21 protein-coding genes are annotated in these 20903 nt (G+C 55.6%); 17 read left to right on the forward strand and 4 right to left on the reverse strand.

The window, feature by feature from the left end; all coding sequences use genetic code 11:
• Positions 1-165: 165 nt before the first annotated feature.
• Entirely contained in the window at positions 166-876 is a 711-nt protein-coding gene (locus A1355_RS11335; protein WP_064028111.1) for a hypothetical protein, read from the forward strand.
• A 403-nt stretch (positions 877-1279) separates the two neighbouring features.
• Here A1355_RS11335 and A1355_RS11340 read toward each other — a convergent pair whose 3' ends face one another.
• Positions 1280-1831 (reverse strand): hypothetical protein, encoded by a 552-nt coding sequence (locus A1355_RS11340; RefSeq protein ID WP_064028112.1) that lies wholly within the window; start codon positions 1829-1831, stop codon positions 1280-1282.
• Positions 1828-2913 carry an RHS repeat domain-containing protein gene (locus A1355_RS26400; protein ID WP_064028114.1) on the reverse strand — a complete coding sequence of 362 codons (1086 nt, stop codon included), beginning with the start codon at positions 2911-2913 and terminating at the stop codon, positions 1828-1830. The genes A1355_RS11340 and A1355_RS26400 overlap by 4 nt, the downstream gene beginning before the upstream one ends.
• A gap of 357 nt (positions 2914-3270) precedes the next feature.
• Between A1355_RS26400 and A1355_RS11350 the strand changes: the two genes are divergently transcribed.
• Both A1355_RS11350 and A1355_RS11355 read left to right on the forward strand, forming a co-directional pair.
• Complete coding sequence (locus A1355_RS11350) at positions 3271-4269, forward strand: YncE family protein (RefSeq protein WP_064028116.1); 999 nt, start codon at positions 3271-3273, stop codon at positions 4267-4269.
• Between the two features lie 121 nt (positions 4270-4390).
• Positions 4391-6256, forward strand: a complete 1866-nt coding sequence (locus A1355_RS11355) for a M48 family metallopeptidase (protein WP_064028118.1) — start codon at positions 4391-4393, stop codon at positions 6254-6256.
• A 293-nt stretch (positions 6257-6549) separates the two neighbouring features.
• Here A1355_RS11355 and A1355_RS11360 read toward each other — a convergent pair whose 3' ends face one another.
• On the reverse strand, positions 6550-6738 hold the full coding sequence (locus A1355_RS11360; protein ID WP_064028120.1) for an HTH domain-containing protein: 189 nt from the start codon (positions 6736-6738) through the stop codon (positions 6550-6552).
• A 430-nt stretch (positions 6739-7168) separates the two neighbouring features.
• On the opposite strand from A1355_RS11360, the gene A1355_RS11365 reads away from it, so the two are divergent.
• From A1355_RS11365 to A1355_RS11430, 14 genes are all read left to right on the forward strand, one after another.
• On the forward strand, positions 7169-8143 hold the full coding sequence (locus A1355_RS11365; protein WP_064028123.1) for a KpsF/GutQ family sugar-phosphate isomerase: 975 nt from the start codon (positions 7169-7171) through the stop codon (positions 8141-8143).
• A gap of 12 nt (positions 8144-8155) precedes the next feature.
• Positions 8156-8689 (forward strand): 3-deoxy-manno-octulosonate-8-phosphatase KdsC, encoded by a 534-nt coding sequence (kdsC, locus tag A1355_RS11370; RefSeq protein WP_064028125.1) that lies wholly within the window; start codon positions 8156-8158, stop codon positions 8687-8689.
• The gene (gene lptC / locus A1355_RS11375; protein ID WP_064028127.1) at positions 8686-9255 is read left to right on the forward strand and encodes an LPS export ABC transporter periplasmic protein LptC; all 570 of its coding nucleotides are present in this window, start codon (positions 8686-8688) and stop codon (positions 9253-9255) included. Before kdsC ends, lptC begins: the two co-directional genes overlap by 4 nt.
• Positions 9242-9742 (forward strand): lipopolysaccharide transport periplasmic protein LptA, encoded by a 501-nt coding sequence (gene lptA / locus A1355_RS11380; protein WP_064028129.1) that lies wholly within the window; start codon positions 9242-9244, stop codon positions 9740-9742. Before lptC ends, lptA begins: the two co-directional genes overlap by 14 nt.
• Complete coding sequence (gene lptB / locus A1355_RS11385) at positions 9742-10467, forward strand: LPS export ABC transporter ATP-binding protein (RefSeq protein WP_064028131.1); 726 nt, start codon at positions 9742-9744, stop codon at positions 10465-10467. Before lptA ends, lptB begins: the two co-directional genes overlap by 1 nt.
• A 14-nt stretch (positions 10468-10481) precedes the next feature.
• A complete protein-coding gene (locus A1355_RS11390; protein WP_064028133.1) occupies positions 10482-11918 on the forward strand; it encodes an RNA polymerase factor sigma-54 in 1437 nt (478 codons plus the stop codon).
• Between the two features lie 36 nt (positions 11919-11954).
• Positions 11955-12245: a ribosome hibernation-promoting factor, HPF/YfiA family gene (gene hpf, locus A1355_RS11395; RefSeq protein ID WP_064028135.1), complete on the forward strand. Its 291-nt coding sequence runs from the start codon at positions 11955-11957 to the stop codon at positions 12243-12245.
• A gap of 51 nt (positions 12246-12296) precedes the next feature.
• Entirely contained in the window at positions 12297-13166 is an 870-nt protein-coding gene (rapZ, locus tag A1355_RS11400) for an RNase adapter RapZ (RefSeq protein ID WP_064028138.1), read from the forward strand.
• Positions 13167-13183: 17 nt separating this feature from the next.
• Positions 13184-14542: a magnesium transporter gene (mgtE, locus tag A1355_RS11405; protein WP_064028140.1), complete on the forward strand. Its 1359-nt coding sequence runs from the start codon at positions 13184-13186 to the stop codon at positions 14540-14542.
• 69 nt (positions 14543-14611) lie between these two features.
• Entirely contained in the window at positions 14612-15355 is a 744-nt protein-coding gene (gene minC, locus A1355_RS11410) for a septum site-determining protein MinC (RefSeq protein WP_064028141.1), read from the forward strand.
• Positions 15356-15374: 19 nt separating this feature from the next.
• A complete protein-coding gene (gene minD / locus A1355_RS11415; RefSeq protein ID WP_064028142.1) occupies positions 15375-16187 on the forward strand; it encodes a septum site-determining protein MinD in 813 nt (270 codons plus the stop codon).
• On the forward strand, positions 16187-16441 hold the full coding sequence (gene minE / locus A1355_RS11420) for a cell division topological specificity factor MinE (RefSeq protein ID WP_064028145.1): 255 nt from the start codon (positions 16187-16189) through the stop codon (positions 16439-16441). Before minD ends, minE begins: the two co-directional genes overlap by 1 nt.
• Positions 16442-16528: 87 nt before the next feature.
• Entirely contained in the window at positions 16529-16726 is a 198-nt protein-coding gene (locus A1355_RS11425) for a winged helix-turn-helix domain-containing protein (protein ID WP_064028147.1), read from the forward strand.
• A gap of 223 nt (positions 16727-16949) precedes the next feature.
• Entirely contained in the window at positions 16950-19556 is a 2607-nt protein-coding gene (locus A1355_RS11430) for a glycosyltransferase (RefSeq protein ID WP_064028149.1), read from the forward strand.
• 185 nt (positions 19557-19741) lie between these two features.
• On the opposite strand, the gene A1355_RS11435 is transcribed toward A1355_RS11430, so the two are convergent.
• Positions 19742-20650, reverse strand: a complete 909-nt coding sequence (locus A1355_RS11435) for a DMT family transporter (protein ID WP_231883639.1) — start codon at positions 20648-20650, stop codon at positions 19742-19744.
• Positions 20651-20903 lie beyond the last annotated feature (253 nt).

Raw genomic sequence — 20903 nt, forward strand, 5'->3', positions numbered from 1 at the left:
CCGCTCAGGGAACGAACGACAGGTTCTCCGGTACAGCGTGCGTTCTACGGCACACCGCGCGTTCCCTGAGCGGAGCCGAAGGGAACATGCCGGTGGGTTCAACCCCTTACAAGCCCGATCTATAAACCACAAAACCCAGGCATTCACCAAAAACGGGAGTACACAGTGAGTTCGAAACGATATTTTCATCATCCGCTATATGCACTTTTTCTGATTTCGGCCTTGCTATCCGCCTGCGCCGCCAATCAGCCCGAGCCACCCGCTAAACCCATCGCCGAGACTGCCACGGTCAGCGAACCGCCGGTTTCCGAGCCGTCGTTGCCGGCCGACGAAAAACCCGGTCCGGTCGACGTGTATATCCTGCCGCTGGACGATTTTTCCGACGACGCGGCGGTCGAGATGGCCAAAATCGTCGGCCGGGAATTCGGCATTTGGGCGAAAGCCAGCTTGCCCCTCGGCGCGCTGCCGATACAAGCCTTTCCCGGCACCCGGCAATTCGCGGCGGAAGACATTTTCGAGCAAGCCCGCGCCGTGATGCGGCGCCTGCCGGAAACCGACCCTAACACCCACTTCGTGTTTTTGACCAATCGCGACATCAACAGCCGCGCCCGCAACTTCCGCTTTCAGTTCTCGTTTCACGATCGGGTGTGCCGCTGCTCGGTGATCTCCACTGCCCGCATGCACCAGCCGGCCGACCGCAATGCCAACCAGGCCGCCGCGACCCGCTTGTTGAAAATGACCAAACGCGCGATCGGCGAAATGGATTTTGGCTGGACCCGTTCCGCCGACATCAAGGACCTGATGTACGCGCCGATCATGAGCCTGGACGATCTCGACGCCATCGGCGACCGCCACCCGCCGATTCCGTTGCGCTGAGATTGCGGTAATCCTTGTCGCCTTAGGCGCGTTTTGCTAGCGTCAAGTCGCCAATAGAGCAGGCCGCGCCGGCTGCATTGGTAGCTGTAAGCGCCGTTGTCTGTGATGTTGACGGCGGCGTCCACGCCGACTGCTATCCTCGCCAACTTTGCCAAGCGGCCGGGGCGTGCCGTGCGATTGGCGTAGCGAAATCTCACAAATGCCGGCTTTCGTTCCTCCGATTACGCTTCGCTAATCGGAGCTACGCGGGCTACATGTGCATGTTCCTGCTGTCCGGGAACGTGTGGATTATCAATCCAAACTGTTGTGCCACCACCAAGATCAATAGGTTGACCAGAACTGGCAAGACCTTCCGGATCAATAAGGTTACCGGGTTATTCTCAACATAGGTGTATATGTTTGGTCACTTCGTCGTAGGCCTATATTCTGTAGCTAGTTCCCATGCATCCGGTTCATTACAGGCATTTCTAGTCACCTTACTATCTGAGTCAACAATCTCAAATATCATGTTCCTATCTTTATTAGGCTTGCTTCGTAACTTTAATGATTTAGAAAGCTCTTTCTCTATCCCGCTTGAGCTTCGGATATAACCATAAGTGCTTGGTAACTGAATATTCAAACCAGTATCAATACCAAAGAATGTTAGTTCTTGACCTATTTTAAAGTTAAATAAATGCTCTGTATTATCAAACCATGTGCAGACTAAGCGCTTTTCATTTTTGACAACATGACCTTTATATTTCTTTATAACCTCAACTTCTAAAATGCCTATCTGTTTAGTGCCTAAGCCAACGACAAGCCCTTTTTCAATCGTCTTTTCATTTAGAACTTTTCCAATAAAAATGGTATCTGATTGAGTTACAACACGATTCATTACATTTTGGAATGATTCAATAGGGTACTTAGAATACGCGTTACTAGATAGCAACAGAAAAACTATAAAAATCAATTTCATTGCTTTAAGGCCTCTTCACGTTGTTTGCTATAGTATTGAATTTGTTCTGGAGATAAGTTTGGATAATCCTTTTGGAGTTTAGCGGGCGTTGGCATAGAAGTGCCATAAGCTTTATATTCAAGAATATAAGCGTCCATTTCAGTATAATTCAGTGGTTTAGAATGCGAAACCTCGTGAAGTAAAGTGCTAGGTAGTGAACCGCATTTGCCAGGGTTAAAAGCATTTCTTAGATAAATATCCGGGTCATTATTTGCCCCGCAATAATTTTTGTTTTTCTCTGGTTTCTTACAAATGAAATTTGCAGTTTCAAGGGCTTGGGAAAAACCAGGCCCAATTCCCTGTTTATTAGCAGCGTCCTGTGCATTTGCAACTGCTTTGTCAATCAATTCACACTGAGCATCATTACAACCTGTTTTGCTATACAAGCCTAAAGGATCAGTCCATCTTAGTGGATTATTTAAAGCATAGGTGTAAGTATTAATGCCCCCCAACACCCCAATCGGATCGGAGGAGATATAGCGGCCGGTCTTGGGTTGGTAATACCGGTGCATATTGTAGTGCAGACCGGTTTCGGCGTCGTAATACTGGCCGGGGAAGCGCAGGTTGAGCTGGGTGATTTGGCCGTTGCCGTCCGGGTCTTGATTGGGCGCGGTGGCGCCGAAGGCTTCGTGGGTCCAGCGCCAGACCACGTTGCCCTGGCTGTTGCTGGCGTCGCTCGGGCTGCCCAGCGCGTCGGTGTGCAGTATCAGGCTTTCCAAGGTGCTGGCGGCACCGGCCGCGGTGACTTGGGTTTTGAAGCGCGCCAGCGGCCGCTCGCCGCGCCAGACGTAATCGAAGGCTGTCCAGTTGCCTTGGGCATCCTTGCCGATTTCCGCCAGCAATTGGCCGCCAGGGCCGTATTGATACACGGTTTTACCGCCGCTCAAGGTTTTTAACGTGCGCTGGCCCATGGCGTTGTAGCTGTAGTTCGCGACCGCCGCGCCGCTTTGGTAGACCCGGTACAGCAGGCCGCGGCGGTTGTATTGGTAGCTGTAAGCGCCGTCGCTGGTGATGTTGCCGGCGGCGTCCACGCCGATGGCCACGCCGCCTTGCTGAGTCAGGCGATTGCCGGCCGGCGCGTAGGCGTAGCTTTCGGTCGCGCCGTTGGCTAGGACAGGCTGTGAACTCTATAGCGCCACCGAGAAGGCAATTGTGGAAGTTTAATCGACATTCGTAGCAGCGGACGTGCCCGACTAGAAGGCTTGCGCCGGCTCTGCTATGCTTGTCGCCGCTGGCGTTTACAGTTAGACCGTTCTTTCAGTCGGTTCGAAACATATCCCAATCACCCAGCAATCGGCCACGGCTTGCGATAACCAGCGAACAGTCACGCTTAGCGGGCCACTACCCGGGCGCGTGTTTCGGGTAAGGCATAACGAAATCCAATCCCTGCAGGAGTTTTTATGAATAAGAGTTACGCGTTTGTAGCAGGACTTGTCCTGTTATTTTCCGGTTTGACCGCCCATGCCGAAGCCGGCTTCATAACGGATGCCAACCGCTACGACATTGCCTACGATACGGTGCGGCAAGTACTGTTTATCAGCGGCGGCACCACTGTTCGGCGGTACGACATGGTCGCTAAAAAGTTTCTGACGCCGATTACGTTGGGTGGCCAAACCGCCGGCATGGACATTTCCGCCGACGGTAAATTGCTGGCGGTCGCCAATTTGTCGCGGGGGGCCAAGCAAAACTTTATCGACGTTATCAATTTGCGCACGCTCGCGGTAAAAAGGGTCGGCTTCGATTTGAGTTTCGGCGAGGGCGGCACGTTTACCGTGGCGTTCGACGAATTGAGTAATATCCTGGTCTCCAGCAACTACGAAGGCTCGGGCTGGGTGCCGCTGCGGAAAATCAATTACTTCACCAAGGCGGTCTCGGAATTGGGTTCGGTCAGACAAAACAGCATGTTGGCCGCATCGGCGGATAGGCATACGATAGCGGTCGCCGAGTCCAATATCTCCAACGGTGCCTGGGGCGTCTACAAAGCCGGCGACGAGCAATACCAATCGAATAACGCTACCAATTGGTTTAATTTCGAGATCGGCATTTCTTATACCGGCAGCCAAATCGCTGTTCCCACCTACGGCGGCACCTTCATCCTGGATAGCAAACAAGTCTTCCCGGCGGTTGGCGAATACGCCGGCGTCACGCCGATCGGCGCGGCTTACGCACCGGTAGGGAACAAGGTGTATTTCCCAATGGCAAATTCCGATTACATCTCAGTTTATAACTCGGAAACAATGACTGAAGTCGCTCAGATCAAAGTGCCCGGCAATTTCGACTGGAACGGCAATTTCGCCTTCGGCGAGGGCCGCGTCAAGGTTGCCTCGGACAATTCGTTTTTGTTTTCCACGCTGGATTCCGGGGTTTATTTCGCGCCGTTGCGGACGCCGGCCCAGTAATTCGTTAGTCTTCTCGCGCTCAGCGGCTTGCCTTGGCTGGCCGCTGTTTGGCGGGCATCGTCGTGCGCTTGCGCCAGTGGTCTTGTGCAAGCGCCTCCAAAGCTATCTCTTCGGAGTTCTCATGAAAACCACCACTCAGCAACGCGAACATCTGGAAGCCTTGATCGGCCGGGCCGAGCAGGAAGCCAAGCGCCGGCCGCGGCGTTATCGGGCCAAGGTCGGCTTGCTGGCGCTACTGGGTTATTTGGTGATCTTCGGCATGCTGTTTACCTTGGTGGCGATCAGTGTCGGCATCGGTTGGGCGGCGCTGGCGAGTACCACGTTCGCGATATTGCTGCTGAAGAAGAAGTTGATCGTTGTCATTCTGGCGATGATTTACGTGTTGCTGCGGGCACTGTGGGTGAAGTTCGAGCCGCCGACCGGCTACCGTTTGACCGCCAAGCACTATCCGAAATTGTTCGAACGCTTGAAAACGCTCAGCCGGCAATTGCGCGCGCCCAGGATTCATCAAGTCATTTTGACCCCGGAATACAACGCCGCGATCGTGCAAACCCCGCGCTTGGGCGTGTTCAGCTTTCCGAAAAACACGCTGTTTTTGGGTTTGGAATTGTTGCTGAGCCTGTCGCCGGCCCAGGCCGAAGCGGTGGTCGCCCACGAATTGGGCCACTTGTCGGCGGCCCACAGCCGATTCGCCGGCTGGATTTATCGGGTGCGCTTGAGCTGGCAACGCATCGTCGCCGGATTGGAGCGTCAACAAAACATCGGCGCCTCGCTGATGCGGCGGTTTTTCGATTGGTATGCGCCCACCTTCGCCGCCTATTCCTTCGCGCTCGCTCGCACCAACGAATTCGCGGCCGACGCGGTGGCCGCGCAACTGACCAGCCGCCACGATGCCGCGCAAGCCCTGGTCAATACCTACGTGGTCAGCGGTTTGGTCAACGAGCATTTCTGGACGCCCTTCCTGAAGCAGGCCGACACTAGCGAGCTGCCGACGGCGCCGTTCAAACCCTTGCGCGATTTCCTGCGCCAACCGCCGTTCGAAACCGCCGATTTGCTCGCGAAAGTTGCCGAAGCCTTGAAGGTCGCCACCGGCCATTACGACACTCATCCGGCGTTGAGCGACCGGCTGCAAGCCCTGAAAACCGAGGCGCCGTTGCCGAAAATGCCGGCCGATTCGGCCGCGCGGGCGTGGTTGGGCGGCGAACTGGACCGGGTTTTGGCGGATTTCGACGCCGATTGGCTGAAAAACAACGACGACAAATGGCGGGAGCGCTACCGCTATTGCCAGGAAGGCCGGCAAACCTTGGCGGAATTGTCCCAACAGGCTTCCGAAACCCTCAGCGCCGCGCAACATTGGCAATTGGCGGTGTTGACCGAGGAATTCGCGCCGGACATCGATCCGCTACCGCTGTTTCAAAGCTATCGCGCCGCCCACGCCGATGCGGACGCCGATTTTGTAATCGGCCGGCTGCTGCTGAAACGCGATGACAGCGCCGGCATCGCGGCCATCGAGGCTGCCATCGCCGCGAAGCCGGAGTTGACGCTTGAGGGTTGCCGCTGGCTGGACTATTTCTACCGGCGGCGCGGCGACGAAGCCGCCGCCGATGATTGCCTGAAACGGGCCGAGCGGCAGATGGACATCAACCGGGCGGCGGGGCTGGAGCGGGATACGCTGACCCGCAAGGATAGGTTCGTCAAACCGCGGGCGGACGAGGCCACGCTGGCGGCGATTCGCGCTGCCGCGGCCGAAGTGGCCGGCGTCAAACGCGTTTGGCTGGCCGAAAAGCCGATGCAACACTATCCCGAAGCCAAGACGTATGCCGTGGTATTCGCCAAGTCCGCTTTCGCCTACGAGAAGAAATTGACGCGACAATTGTTGGAGCGTCTGTCGTTACCGCACACGCTATTCGTACTGGCCAAGTCCGGGTCGCATGCCGCGATCGCCAAGCGCGCGATCAAGGCGGGTAGCGAGATATATCGGCGGTAGATGCGGCGTGTCGCGGAATGTTATCGGGATCAATATCCGCCCCGGCACTGCTTCAAGGATGTCGTGGTGGGCTGCCGGGGAATGCGAGTGCGGGCTGGAGGCCTTGATTGGCGACGCCTGCGCGGGGCGTTTGCGAGAGCTGAGCCGGCATTGGAATACCGACAGTTTTCATTGTGCAATAAGCCCGGCGCCAATTTGCCGAGCAGGTGTTGGCAGGCAATGAGGGCTTGCAGTTCTCCGGCGGTTAGCCAAATGCCGGGCAGTTCGAACGGGTAACGCAGGTCGGTACGGTCCTAGTAATAACCGCCCGCCGAGCGGTTGCAGATCAGCGGCGCGTTTAAGTGGTCGGGCAGTTCCTTCGTCAGGCGTTGTCGAGTGGATTTTGAGCATCCCAGTTGTTTATCGAGTTCTTTTCCGGAAATCGGTGTGCGCCGGTGTTTTAGCAGATTATGGAATTTGATGATTTTGTCGATGTGCTGCATGGTCCGTCATCGAGGTGATCTTCTCGATCGAGAAGTCTAGCGCCTGTTTCCAGGTGCCTGGTGTTGGCCGAATTCGGGTTGCCGTTCGCCACCAGCTTGCACGCTTGGCAAGTCTTGCGACGGTTGGATTTGTCGTGAGCTTGCGGATTTTTTTCCCAATTTTGGTGGCTGTTTATGAAAGCCATTGGGCAAAGGACCGGCATACCTGGGTCGGAACGCCTTCGATCGCCGCTGAATCCGCTACGACGCCCTTCCTTATTCATTGTCCGCAGTGACAAATCGTTTCATGATCGTTAGGTTAATATTGAGGATTTGCGCACCCGGTTTTGCGGTGTAATCGTCGCTGGGATGTAAGTGTTGCGTGAAATTACCGGCGGTTACATGCAATAATGGTTCCTTTTTATTTTGCGGTTTTGGGGCAGGGTAACGGGTGAGCGGCGATAACGATATTCAGGCCTTGGCGCTGGCGGTGATTCAGACCGAAATGCAGGCCGTCGCGCGTCTGGCGGAACGGATCGACGAGGCGTTCGTTCGGGCCTGCCATTTGTTGTTGGACTGCAAGGGACGGGTGGTCGTGACCGGCATGGGCAAGTCCGGGCATATTGCCGGTAAGATTGCCGCGACGCTGGCCAGCACCGGGACGCCGGCGTTTTTCGTACATCCGGGCGAGGCCAGCCATGGCGATCTGGGTATGATTACTCGCCAGGACGTGGTGTTGGCATTATCCAACTCCGGCGAGACCGGGGAAATTTTGACGATCTTGCCTATCATTAAGCGACTGGGAGTGCCCTTGGTGGCGATGACCGGCAATGCCGATTCGACGTTGGCCCGCATGGCCAGCGTGCATCTGGACGTCTCGGTGGAACAGGAGGCCTGCCCGTTGGGCTTGGCGCCGACCGCCAGCACGACGGTGGCCCTGGTGATGGGCGACGCGTTGGCGGTGTCCTTATTGGAAACCCGCGGTTTTACCCGCGACGATTTTGCGTTGTCGCATCCGGGCGGTAGCCTGGGCAAGCGCCTGCTGTTGCGGGTCGAGGATATGATGCATCGCGGCGACGAAGTGCCGGTGGTGGCCGACGACGTCTTGGTTAGTCGGGCCTTGCTGGAAATGACCGAAAAGAAATTGGGCATGACGGCGGTGGTCGATGCCGATCGCAAGGTGGTGGGAGTTTTTACCGACGGCGATTTGCGGCGGATGCTGGAGAAAAATCTCGATGTTCACATTACTCAAGTCGCGCAAGTCATGAGCCGACCCGGCACAGTCATCGATGCCGGAATGTTGGCGGCGGAGGCGATGCGCATTATGGAAACCAAAAAAATCAACGCCTTGTTGGTTGTCGATCACGAGCGGGTCTTGCAGGGTGCGCTCAATACCCACGACTTGCTGCGGGCCGGCATCGTTTGAAGGTATCGTCACATGTTCGGATTGGATAGACAAAAGCTGCAAGTCATTGAAAACCTCAAGCTGTTGATTTTGGACGTCGACGGCGTGTTGACCGACGGCCGGCTGTTTTTCGACGACGAGGGGCGAGAATATAAATGTTTTCATGCCCGCGACGGGCACGGTATCAAGTTGTTGCGGCAGACCGGCGTCGAGGTGGCGGTCATTTCCGGCCGCAAGTCGAATTCGGTGACGTTGCGCATGCGTGGTCTGGGCGTCGAACACGTGTACCAGGGCCACGAGAACAAGCGAGCCGCATTCGCCGAGATTCTGGAGTTGTTGGGGTTGCGAGCCGAGCAGGTCGGCTATGTCGGCGACGATGTGTTGGATTTGCCGATTATGCGCCAGGTGGGTTTCGCGGTGGCGGTTGCCGATGCCAATTTCGCGGTCAAACGTTACGCCGACTGGCAAACCGAAGCGGCCGGCGGACTGGGCGCGGTGCGCGAGGTTTGCGATCTGATCATGCAGGTGCAGGGGCGTTTCGATTCGGTTTTGCAGGCCTATCTATGAAGGGACGCATCCGCAATCTGGCCGTGTACGCTTACGTCGCGCTGGCGGCGGCGTTGTCCTGGTGGCTGGCGGAAATGCATGAGCTGCGTCAGGAGCAGATCAAGATCGAGGAAAACAGTCCCGATTTTTTCAGCGAGGTCTATTACAAACAGGAAATGGGTCTGGACGGTATCGCTAAAAACGAGCTGTCCGCCGAGCGGATGCAGCATTTTAAAACCGACGGCAGCACCCATTTGCAAAAGCCGGTGATGACGCTGTACAACCCCAACCAAATGCCCTGGGTGATTAAAGCCGATAGTGGCGTGATGGCCGCCGACGGCGAACATTTGCAATTGAACGGCACGGTTTTTATCAATCGGGAGGCGTCCAAAACCAACGCGGCGCTGACCGTCAATACTTCGGATTTGCGGGTTAATCTCGCCAGCCATTATGCGGAGACAGCGGCTTGGGCCGAAATTATCGGCCCGCCCAATAAAACGGCGGGAATAGGTATGGAAGCGACTTTCGTCAGTCCGATTCACCTGAAATTGTTGTCCAAAGTGAAAGGTCGCTATGAAATTAAGTAAAATGCTGGGTTGGAGCCTGTTATGGCTCGCGCCGGCGGTCGTTGCGCTGGAGTCGGATTCGGAACAACCGATCTACATCGACTCGAACAATGCCGTCTACGACGAGAAAACCCAGGTCAGCACGTATACCGGCGGCGTCGTCGCGACGCAAGGCACGATTCGTATCGATGCCGATCAGTTGGTGGTTTACCTGAAGGACGGAGCCATCACCAAGCTAATTGCCACCGGTAAGCCGTCGCGCTTCAAACAGTTGCCCGCCGTCGGCAAGGACGAAATGCACGGCGAAGGCTTGGTCAACGAATTCTACCCGGAAAAAAATCTGCTGATTTTCATGAAGAACGCCTCGGTTTGGCAGGGCGACGCCAAACAGTCCAGCGAGTATATCGAGTACGATACCAAAAACTCGCTGTTGAAGGCCGGCGAGCAGAGCACCGATGGCAAGCGGGTGCATTCGGTGATTCAACCCAAGACCAAAAAGGCTCCGTAATGGCGCGTTTGCTTGCCGAGCAGTTGTACAAGCGCTACAACAACCGTAACGTGGTTGATGGTGTCGGTTTGCAGGTCGATACCGGCGAAGTCGTCGGCTTACTCGGCCCCAACGGCGCCGGGAAGACCACCAGCTTTTACATGCTGGTCGGTTTGATTCGGGCGGATAAGGGCGATATTTACCTGGACGATCAGCGCATCACCTACCAGCCGATGCATCGGCGGGCTCGCTTGGGGATAGGCTATCTGGCCCAAGAAGCGTCGGTGTTTCGCAAATTGAGCGTGGCGGATAATTTGCGGGCGGTGTTACAGATTCGCGACGACTTGACCGACGGTCAGATCGAGCTAATGATTGACGAACTGCTGGCGGAATTTAATATCAACCATTTGCGCAAGCAACTGGCGCTGGGGTTGTCCGGCGGCGAGCGGCGCCGGGTTGAAATCGCCCGTGCCTTGGCCAGCGAGCCGCAATTTATTTTGCTGGACGAACCGTTTGCCGGCGTCGATCCGATTTCGGTGCTGGAATTGCAAAAAATCATCGCGCATCTGAAGCAGCGCGGCATCGGTATTTTGATTACCGAGCATAAGGTCAGAGAAACATTGGAGATATGCGATCGCGCCTACATCCTGAATGACGGCAAGGTTATCGCGGAGGGTGTATCCCGCGAACTGGTCGACAATGCGGAAGTGCGCAGAGTGTATCTGGGCGATAAATTTAGCTTATAGATTTTTAAATACACATGAAGCAATCCTTACAACTCCGTATCGGTCAGAGTCTGACGATGACGCCGCAATTGCAGCAGGCGATCAAATTGTTGCAGATGTCGACCCTGGATTTGCAGCAGGAAATCCAGCAGGCGCTTGAATCCAATATGATGCTGGAGGTGGAAGAGGAAGAGTCGCTGAATTTGGATTTTCGAGAAAAGAAAGCCGAAAACCCCGATCAAGTCACCAGCGAGGGGTCGCAAACCGACATGCCGGACGAATTGCCGGTCGACGTCAGCTGGGACGATGTTTACGAAAGCAGTTTGCCCAGTGGCGGAGACGACGGCGACACGCCGGAATTCGAAAGCTTCCGCAGCAAGTCCGAAAGCCTGCACGATCATTTATTCTGGCAATTGGAGTTGCTGCCCATCTCCGACCGCGACTACGCGATCGCGGCGGCGATTATCGATGCCATCAACGACGACGGTTACATCGCCACCGATCTGAACGACATTTGTCAGGGCTTGCAGGAGCAGCTCGACAATCTGGAAATCGACGAGGTTCAGGCCGTGTTGCACATGCTGCAGAATTTCGACCCGGTCGGCGTGGCGGCTTTGGACTTGGCCGATTGCCTGCGTTTGCAGTTGCTGCAGTTGCCGGCGATGACACCCTACCGTGAGGATGCGCTGGATTTTGTTAAGCGGCATCTGGATTTACTGGCGACTTGCGATCAAGCCCGCTTGATCAAGCGCGTCGGTATGACCGAGGACGTGTTGCGGGGCGTGTTGGCCTTGATCCGCACCTTGGACCCCAAGCCTGGCGGTCAAGTCCAGGAAGTTAGCGTCGAATACGTGGTGCCCGATGTGTTCGTCGCGAAGGTAGCCGGGGCGTGGCAAGTCAATCTGAATCCGGAAATCGCCCCGAAATTACGGATTAATCCGTTTTATTCCGGAATGATCAAGCGGGCTGACAACAGCCAGGACAACGTCAGCATGAAAAACCATCTGCAGGAAGCGCGCTGGTTTATCAAAAGCCTACACAGCCGCAACGACACCTTGTTGCGGGTCGCGCGCAGCATCGTCGAAAAGCAGGGCGATTTTTTCGAGCACGGCGCGATCGCGATGAAACCGATGGTGTTGCGGGATATCGCCGAGGAACTGGAACTTCACGAGTCGACGATTTCCAGGGTCACCACCCAAAAATACATGCACACGCCGCACGGCGTCATCGAATTCAAATACTTCTTCTCCAGCCATGTCAGTACCGATGGCGGCGGAGAATGTTCGGCGACCGCGATTCGGGCGCTGATCAAAGAATTGGTCGGTTCCGAAAACCCGGCCAAGCCATTAAGCGATAGTAAAATATCCGACTTATTGAATGAAAAAGGCATCAACGTCGCCCGCCGCACCATTGCCAAATACCGGGAAGCGATGTCGATACCGCCAACCAGCCAGCGGAAAAGGCTTATCTGAGTACGGAAGCATAATTTTTAAAAACAGGAGTATTCCATGCAAGTTAGTATCACCGGTCATCACGTAGAAGTTACCGATTCGTTAAAAGCTCATGTCGAAGACAAAATCAGCAAGATCAAGCGTCATTTCGACAACGTCGTGGACGTTCACGTGATTTTGACCGTCGAGAAACTGGAGCAAAAAGCCGAAGCGGCCGTGCAAATCAGCGGCGCCAAACTGTATGCCGAGGATGTCCAGGAAGATATGTATGTCGCGATCGATAACATGGTCGATAAACTAGACAGACAAATCGTCAAACACAAAGAAAAAAACCAAAATCACCGTTAATTCCTATCGGTTCGCGGGGACGGTTTGGCGTCCCCGCCTCGAATTCTCATCATGAAACTCGTCATCGTCAGCGGCTTGTCCGGTTCCGGAAAAAGTATCGCCCTGGATACCCTGGAGGACTGCGGTTACTACTGCATCGATAACCTGCCGGTGGTGCTGTTGCAGCAATTTGTCGACGACGTGATGGCGAAGGCGCCGGCCACGTACGCCAAGACCGCGATCGGCATCGACGCTCGCAATCGCACCGAAAAACTGGCGGACTTCCCCGATTGCATCGCATTTATTCGCGGCAAGGGTATCGATTGCGAAGTGGTTTACATGGAAGCCGACGAAAACATCATCCTGAAGCGTTACAGCGAAACTCGGCGCAAACATCCGTTGACCACCGAAAGCTTGCCGTTGCGCGAGGCGCTGGACATCGAACGGCAAATGTTGCATCCGGTGGCGGTGATCGCGGATATCGTCATCGATACCAGTTTTACCCATTACCATCAGTTGCGGGACTTGTTGAAAAACCGCTTGGGCGAGAAAGGCAAGAGTTCGCTGTCCATTTTGTTTCAGTCTTTCGGCTTCAAATACGGCATGCCGCTGGATGCCGATTTCGTGTTCGACGCCCGCAGTTTGCCGAATCCGTATTGGGTGCCGCAGCTAAGGGGCTTGACCGGTAAACACGCCGAAGTGGTCGAATTTTTGCAGCACGAAACGGCCGTCAAGGAATTTCTGCACGATGTCGGTTATTTCGTCGGCCGTTGGGCGCCGCGTTTCGAGTCCGACAATCGCAGCTACCTGACGATCGCGATCGGCTGCACTGGCGGTCAACACCGTTCGGTATACTTGGTCGAGACGCTGGGGCAACACTTTAAAACCCTTACCCCTAACATTATCGTCAGGCATCGGGAGTTACGTTTCCCGGCCTCCTAACCTTCCGGTTTCAGCTTATGACAACACCCACCCTGCCGGAAAACGGCGAACATCTCTTGGCGCGCGCTACGGCGATTCTGGCCAAGGGCTCGCAGATCGAAATTCGCAATCTGGTGCGTTCGCTATATCCGGCCGAAGCGGCATTCGTGTTGGAGGCGCTGGAACCGGAGCCGCGCGCCAGCCTGTGGCGTTTGATTCCGCCCGGTGTCATGGGCGAGGTGTTGATCGAGTTGAATGTCGAAGTTGCGACCGCGTTGTTGGCGATCACCGACCGTAAGGATTTGATGGCCGCGACCGAGCAAATGGGTGCCGACGGCATGGTGGACTTGTTGCATGTCTTGCCGGAACCCTTGCTGTCTCAGGTTATGGAATCGATCGGAGTGCACAACCGCAATCGGTTCGAACAAGCCCTCAGTTACCGCGAGCATACGGCGGGCGGCTTGATGTCTCAAGACGTCTTGACGATACGGGCGGATGTGACCTTGGATGTGGTGTCGCGCTATTTGCGGTTGCGCGGCCGGGTGCCGGCCGGCACCGACAGCCTGATCGTCGTCGATCGCAAGGATAGTTTTCAGGGGGTGTTGGCGATCAGCCAGTTGTTGACGCACGATCCGCACACCAAGGTTTCCGAGTTGATGGATACCAAGAGTCCGGGGATTTCCTACAAAACCCCGAGCCGAGACGTGGCCGCGCTGTTCGAGCGGCGCAAATTGCTGTCGGTACCGGTACTGGCCGACGACGGTAAAGTGTTGGGTAGGATTACGATCGACGACATCCTGGATGTGATTCGCGAAGAAGCCGATCATTCGCTGATGAGCATGGCCGGCTTGACCGAGGAACACGACATGTTTGCGCCGGTCGTGGCCAGCGCCAAACGCCGGGCCTTGTGGCTGGGCGTCAATTTGTTGACCGCGTTTCTGGCGGCCTGGGTCATCGATTTGTTCGAAGATACGATACAGCAAATCGTGGTTTTGGCGGTATTGATGCCGATCGTCGCCAGCATGGGCGGTATCGCCGGAAGTCAAACCTTGACGCTGGTGGTTAGAGGCTTGGCGCTGGGCCAGATCAGCGGCGGCAACGCTCGCGGCTTGTTGTTCAAGGAAATTTCGGTCGGCTTGTTGAACGGGCTGATTTGGGCGGTCGTCGTCGCCGCCGTGGCCGGAGTTTGGTTTCACAATCCGCACATTGGTATCCTGCTCGGCGCGGCGATGCTGATCAATTTGGTGTGCGCGGCCTTTTCCGGTGTGGCGATTCCGGTTTTGTTACAAAAAATCGGTGTCGATCCGGCGTTGGCTGGCGGGGTGCTGTTGACAACGGTCACCGATGTGGTTGGTTTTATGACCTTTTTAGGTTTGGCGACGCTGTTTTTACTGTAAGCGATTGTGCTTTTTGTCACGGAAAATGCTAACATTCGGGGTCATACATGAGCTGATTTTCCCAAATCGATGTCCACCGGCACCATTAACTCGCAAAAAACAGCTTTGGAGTTTAAAAGCACCTCATTGACCGTCCCGGTGCTGCTGCTGTCCGGAAACGACTTGCCCGCCATCGACGAGCAACTCAAGGAAAAAGTCGCCCAGGCCCCGGAGTTCTTTCGCAATTCGCCGCTGTTGATCGATTTGCAAAAGCTCAACGCGCAGAATCTGGTACTGGATTTCGCCGACATCGTGGCGACCGTGCGTTCCCACGGTTTCATGCCGGTCGGCATCCGCGGCGGTAACGAGCAACAAAACCAAGTAGCGCTGGCGATGAATCTGCCGGTGCATTCGCTGCACGGTAGCAATACTCCGCTAATCAGCAAAGAGCCCGCCAAGCAGCCATTGCCGACGCCGGAGCCGCCACCATCGACCCCCGCCGCGTCGAACGTCGAAAATAAATTAATCACTCAACCGGTACGTTCCGGACAGCGCGTTTACGCCAAAGGCGATTTGATCGTGACCGCGACTGTCAGTGCCGGTGCCGAAATCATGGCGGAGGGCAACATCCATGTCTACGGTTCGTTGCGGGGACGCGCCTTGGCTGGCGTGCTAGGCAATGCCGAGAGTCGGATTTTTTGTTCCGATTTGCAAGCCGAGTTGATTTCGATTGCCGGCACCTACCAGCTCCGCGACGATTTGAGTCAGCACGCCCCGCATAAACCGGTACAAATCAGTCTGGCGAACCAGAAGCTGATCATCAAAGAACTTTAGATTTCTAGGAGGAACGACATTGGCCAGAATTATCGTAGTAACATCAGGAAAAGGCGGCGTGGGTAAAACCACCACCAGCGCGGCTATCGCGATGGGTTTGGCCAAGAAAGGCCATAAAACCGCTGTTATCGATTTCGATGTCGGTCTGCGTAATCTGGATTTGATCATGGGGTGCGAACGGCGAGTGGTCTACGATTTGGTCAATGTGATCAACAACGAAGCAACCTTGAACCAAGCCCTGATCAAGGACAAGCGTTGCGATCAGCTCTATATCTTGCCCGCCTCGCAAACCCGCGATAAGGATGCGCTGACCCTGGAAGGCGTCGAGCGCATTCTCGAAGAACTAGCCAAGGATTTTAAATACATCGTTTGCGATTCGCCCGCTGGAATCGAACGCGGTGCTACACTTGCCATGTACTTTGCCGACGATGCCTTCGTCGTGACCAACCCGGAAGTGTCGTCGGTGCGCGATTCGGATCGGATGCTGGGTATACTGGCTAGCAAGTCGCGCCGCGCCGAGAAGGGTGACGAGCCGATCAAGGAATATTTGTTGCTGACCCGTTATTCCCCCGATCGGGTCAAGCTGGGCGAAATGTTGAGCGTGGATGACGTGCAGGAAATTTTGTCGCTGCATCTGTTGGGCGTGATTCCCGAGTCCAAGTCGGTATTGAATGCCTCCAACTCGGGCACCCCGGTGATTTTGGACGAGCAAAGCGACGCCGGTCAGGCTTACGCCGACATCGTCGCGCGTTATTTGGGCGAGGATCGTCCCCACCGATTCATAGAGGAAGAAAAGAAGGGCTTGTTTAGCAAGCTGTTCGGGAGTAAGTGATGAGTCTGTTAGATTATTTCCGGTCATCCAAGCCCAGTAGCGCATCGTTGGCCAAGGAACGGCTGCAAATTCTGGTCGCCCACGAGCGCGCTTCGCGAAATCAGCCTTCTTATCTGCCGCAATTGCAACAGGAGTTGCTCGCGGTGATTCGTAAATATGTCAATGTCAGTCAGGATGCGATTACCGTCAATTTCGAGCAGGATGGCAATCAGGAAACATTGGAACTCAATATTGTGTTGCCCGACGAACGTTAATCGCGCTTTAGCGTTTGTTGCATGTCTGCCGCGTGGCGCCGGACCGAATACCCGATTTTTTTGTTGCTTAAAGTGTGAGGAGCTGAAATGGTAGAGATAATTGGTGAAGCGGCCGGAAAAATCTGGCAATTTTTGAATACCAACGGTGAGGCCAGTGTCAACAAAATCACCACCGAAACTGGTTTGGGCAAAAACGAGGTACAGCGGGCCTTGGGCTGGCTGGCTAAGGAAGATAAACTCAACATCGAAATGAAAGGCCGCGTTGAAACGGTCTCTCTCAAGTAATCGTTCCTTTGTCTCTCCGGAGCGCTTAAGACTGGCCTAAGCGCGTTCGCTTCCAATACCGGTGGCTGTATCGCGGTATTGGACGATCCGGGAGGTGCCCTCCGATTCGCCGTCCGCCGGGAATGCCCGGCGTGGCGGCGTTAACGTCCGTCGGTGCGACCGATGCGTCTCGATAACCGCCATAACAACAATAATTTTTCCCTAGCGGAGTTTGTCACCCGAAATGAAAGCCAAAATTGCCACCTTTTTTTCATTGGTGTTTCTGGTTGCCGTCAACCTCGGTATCTGGTCCTACATTAACAATCCCCTAAAAATCCCGTCCTGGAATAAAACCATGATGGGGCTGACCTTCAGCCCGATGCGTCGAGATTCCAACCCGCGCGAAGGCAAATACCCGACCCAGGAACAAATCGCCGAAGACATTAACCTGCTGTCGGACAAGGCGCATTCGATCAGAACCTATACCGCGTTGGAAGGCATGGAAGTCGTGCCGGAACTGGCGGCCAAGAACGGCTTGAACTTGGCGATGGGCGCCTGGATAGACGACGACCGCGAGAAAAACCGCCGGGAAATCGAAGCGCTGATCCAGCTTAGCAACCAATATCCGAAAGCCATTGTTCGCACGCTGGTCGGCAACGAGACCCAGATCCGCAAGAACGTCGAAATAGAGGAGTTGATCGAGTACATCCGCGAGGTGAAAAAACGCACCTGGAAGCCGGTCAGTACCGCGGAAACCTGGGACGTGTGGGAAGCCCATCCCGAACTGGTTGCAGAAGTGGATTACATCGGCGTGCATATTCTGCCCTACTGGGAAGGCATTCCGATCGAAGAGGCGGTCGATTACGTATTCATGCGCTACCACGAATTGCAAGCCATGTACCCCGGCAAGCAAATCGTGATTTCCGAGGTCGGTTGGCCGTCGGACGGACAGCCCTACAAACACTCGACCGCTTCGTTGGCCAATCAGGCTAAATTTTTGCGCGGATTTTTGAACCGGGCCACCGAGGAAAAACTGATTTATTACGTTGTCGAAGCCTTCGACCAACCTTGGAAGATCGAGATCGAAGGTACCGCCGGCGCTTACTGGGGCGTGTTCAACGTCGACCGCGAACCCAAGTTTCCGATGGAAGGCGACGTGCTGGCCAACCCGACTTGGCGCAACTGGGCCAGCGGCGCTGCCTTGTTGAGCATCATCCTGATGGCGGCGTTCCTGTTCACCCGCAAGAGCTTGAAGCTACCCGGCAAGCTGTTTTTCGGCATCGTCGCCAACTTGGCGGCGTCGGTACTGTTTTGGTCCGCGTCGATCGCCGCCGCGCAATATCAGACCGGATTCTCCGTGGTGTTTTGGGCGATTTTGTTGATGATGCAGGCGATGGCGATTTTGGTGCTGTTGACCGAGAGTCTGGAAATCGCCGAAGTATTATGGCATCGCAAGGGCCGCCGCACGTTCACGCCGCTAACACCCTCCTCGGATTTCCGATATCCGAAAGTGTCCCTCCATTTACCGATCCATAACGAACCGCCGGAAATGGTCCGCAAGACGCTGAACGCGCTGGCCAAGGTCGATTACCCGAACTTCGAAGTCCTGGTGATGGACAACAATACCAAGGACCCGGCGGTATGGCGGCCGGTCCGCGACGATTGCGACCGGTTGGGGGCGAAATTCCGCTTCTTCCATTTGGACAATTGGCCGGGCTATAAAGCCGGCGCGATCAACTACGCACTGGAAAACACCGCCGAAGACGCAGAAATCATCGCGGTCATCGACAGCGATTACATCCTGTCGCCGGATTGGCTGAAAGCCATGGTGCCCTACTTCGATCAGGAAAACGTCGGCTTTGTGCAATCGCCGCAAGACTACCGGGATTCCCACCAAAGTTCCTTCAAAAACATGTGCTATTGGGAATATGCCGGATTTTTCAATATCGGCATGGTGCAGCGCAACGAGTACAACGCGATTATTCAGCACGGCACGATGACGATGATCCGCAAATCGGCTTTCGAAAAAGTCGGTCCGTGGGGCGAATGGTGTATCTGCGAGGATAGCGAACTGGGTTTGCGCTTGTACGAGGCCGGTTACGACTCGGTTTACTGCAAGGAATCCTTTGGCCGTGGACTGATGCCGGATACGTTTTCCGGTTACATGACCCAGCGTTTCCGCTGGGTCTACGGTGCGATGCAGATCATCAAGCAACATTGGCGGCATTTCCTGCCCAATAAGAAGTCCTCGTTGACGTCGGCGCAGCGCTACTACTTCGTCGCCGGTTGGTTGCCCTGGTTTTCCGACGCGTTGGCCCTACTGTTCACCGGTACCAGCCTGGTATTGACGGCCTTGCTGCTTTACGATCCGAAACATAGCGAGTTGCCGGTCAACGCCTTTCTGTTGCCGACGATAGGTTTGTTCGCGTTCAAGATCCTGCGTGGGCTGTGGCTGTATAAGGCCAGGGTGGCATGCTCGCTCTGGCAAGCCTTGGGCGCGGCCTTGGCCGGTTTGTCGTTGACCCACACCGTGGCGCGCGGCACTTTGCAAGGCTTGTTTACATCCGGTAAACCGTTCATGCGGACGCCCAAATACGAGCAGCAAGGCCCACTAGTTGCCGGTTTGCTGATTATCTGGCAGGAACTGCTGCTGCTGATCCTGCTGCTGGCCGGCGCGGTCGCGATGCGGATGGAGCCACAGTTCGACAATCTGAGCGGCCGCTTGTGGGTGGCGGTATTGGTGGTGCAGTCGGTGCCGTATATTGCGACCTTCCTGACCATTTTGATCAGCGTGGCCCCCAACTACATCCCCGGCCAGAAGCTGTCGGCCGACGAAATGGACGCTGAATAACTAACCGGACCGACCGAGCCCTCGCCGACGTTAAGTTGGCGAGGGCTTTTTTATGCCGTTTTTTGATGGTCGTCCCGCGCCGAAAGCAAGCTTAAGCAACATGGCGGAATTCCTGATCGCAAAAATGGAATCATCAATTCGAAAGTTGCGAAAGATGGCTGCAAATGGCTAGCAAATCCCCGCCGCTAGCGCAAAAATGGCAACAACACGCCAAACAATAAAATCAACACCGCGCCGAGCAGCGCGGTTGAGCTGGGGATTTGTTCAAAGAAGATCGCGCCCCAGCTCAGACTCAGCACCGGCGTCAGATAACCGACCGAGCTGACCAAGGCCGCCGGTGCCGATTGGTAGGCGCGGGTTAGATAGTGCTGGGCGCCGCTGCCGAGCAGACCGACCACGATCAGCAAGCCCCAACTCTCCGGACTGGCCGGCCAGCGGAAGCCGAACGCCGTAAAATAGGCGGCGTGCAGGATTAGCGCCGCCAAGCAAAAATAAAATATTACCGTGGTCGCCGGGTTGCTGCGTCCGGCCCTCGCCAACATCAAATAGGCCAGCGCCGACAGCAAGCCGGCGCCGAGCGCGGTGGCCTGGCCGAACAAATTGCCGCTTTGCCGAAAGTCGAATAGCAAACCGACCCCGCTAAAGGCGCCAACGATGGCCAGCCAGACCGCCAACGAGTTCTTCTGCGCCAGTAGGAAAGGGCTGAGCAAGGCGACGAACACGCCGCTGCTGGAGGTTAAAAACGTGCTTTCGCCGGGACCGATCCAGGCGATCGAGGTAAACGACAGCATCAGCGCGCTGGCGCCGAATAAGCCGCGCAACCACAGCGATGGCCGGCAGTCGCCCAGCAAGGCCGTCAGCCGACGGCCGGCCAATGCCGGAAGGATCAGTACGGCAAGATTGCATAGAATCCGAATGAAGCTGGCCATCACCGCCGGCAAGCCGGGGTCCAGTCGTTGGCTGGCGTAAACGCCGGCGTTCATCAACGAGAACAATAAACAGGCGGCAATCATGTCCAGCAAGCCCAAGGTTTGCCGACGGCGCGCGGCGCTGGAAACGAGCCGGGCGGCCGGCGGCGAAGTGGATTTGGACACGGTCGGGTGAATGGATAAAGGTTTAGTTTACCTGCTTTTGACGGCGCTTCGGCGGCCCGATTCGGGTTGGAGGTATACGCGGGCGGCATTTACCGCGAGAATGGCGACAAACATTCGCCTTTTGTAACTGTTCAGATGTCGCTTGGGGTAAGTTGGTTGCCTTTGGCGTTAAGTTGAACGGTTACAGTCGATGTAAGCAGTTGTCAAAGCGGAGCCGAAATAAGACGTTGGCTTGAGCGGAGCTGAAATAGGA

The sequence above is a fragment of the Methylomonas koyamae genome (assembly GCF_001644025.1).
GTDB classification, from domain to species: domain Bacteria; phylum Pseudomonadota; class Gammaproteobacteria; order Methylococcales; family Methylomonadaceae; genus Methylomonas; species Methylomonas koyamae_A.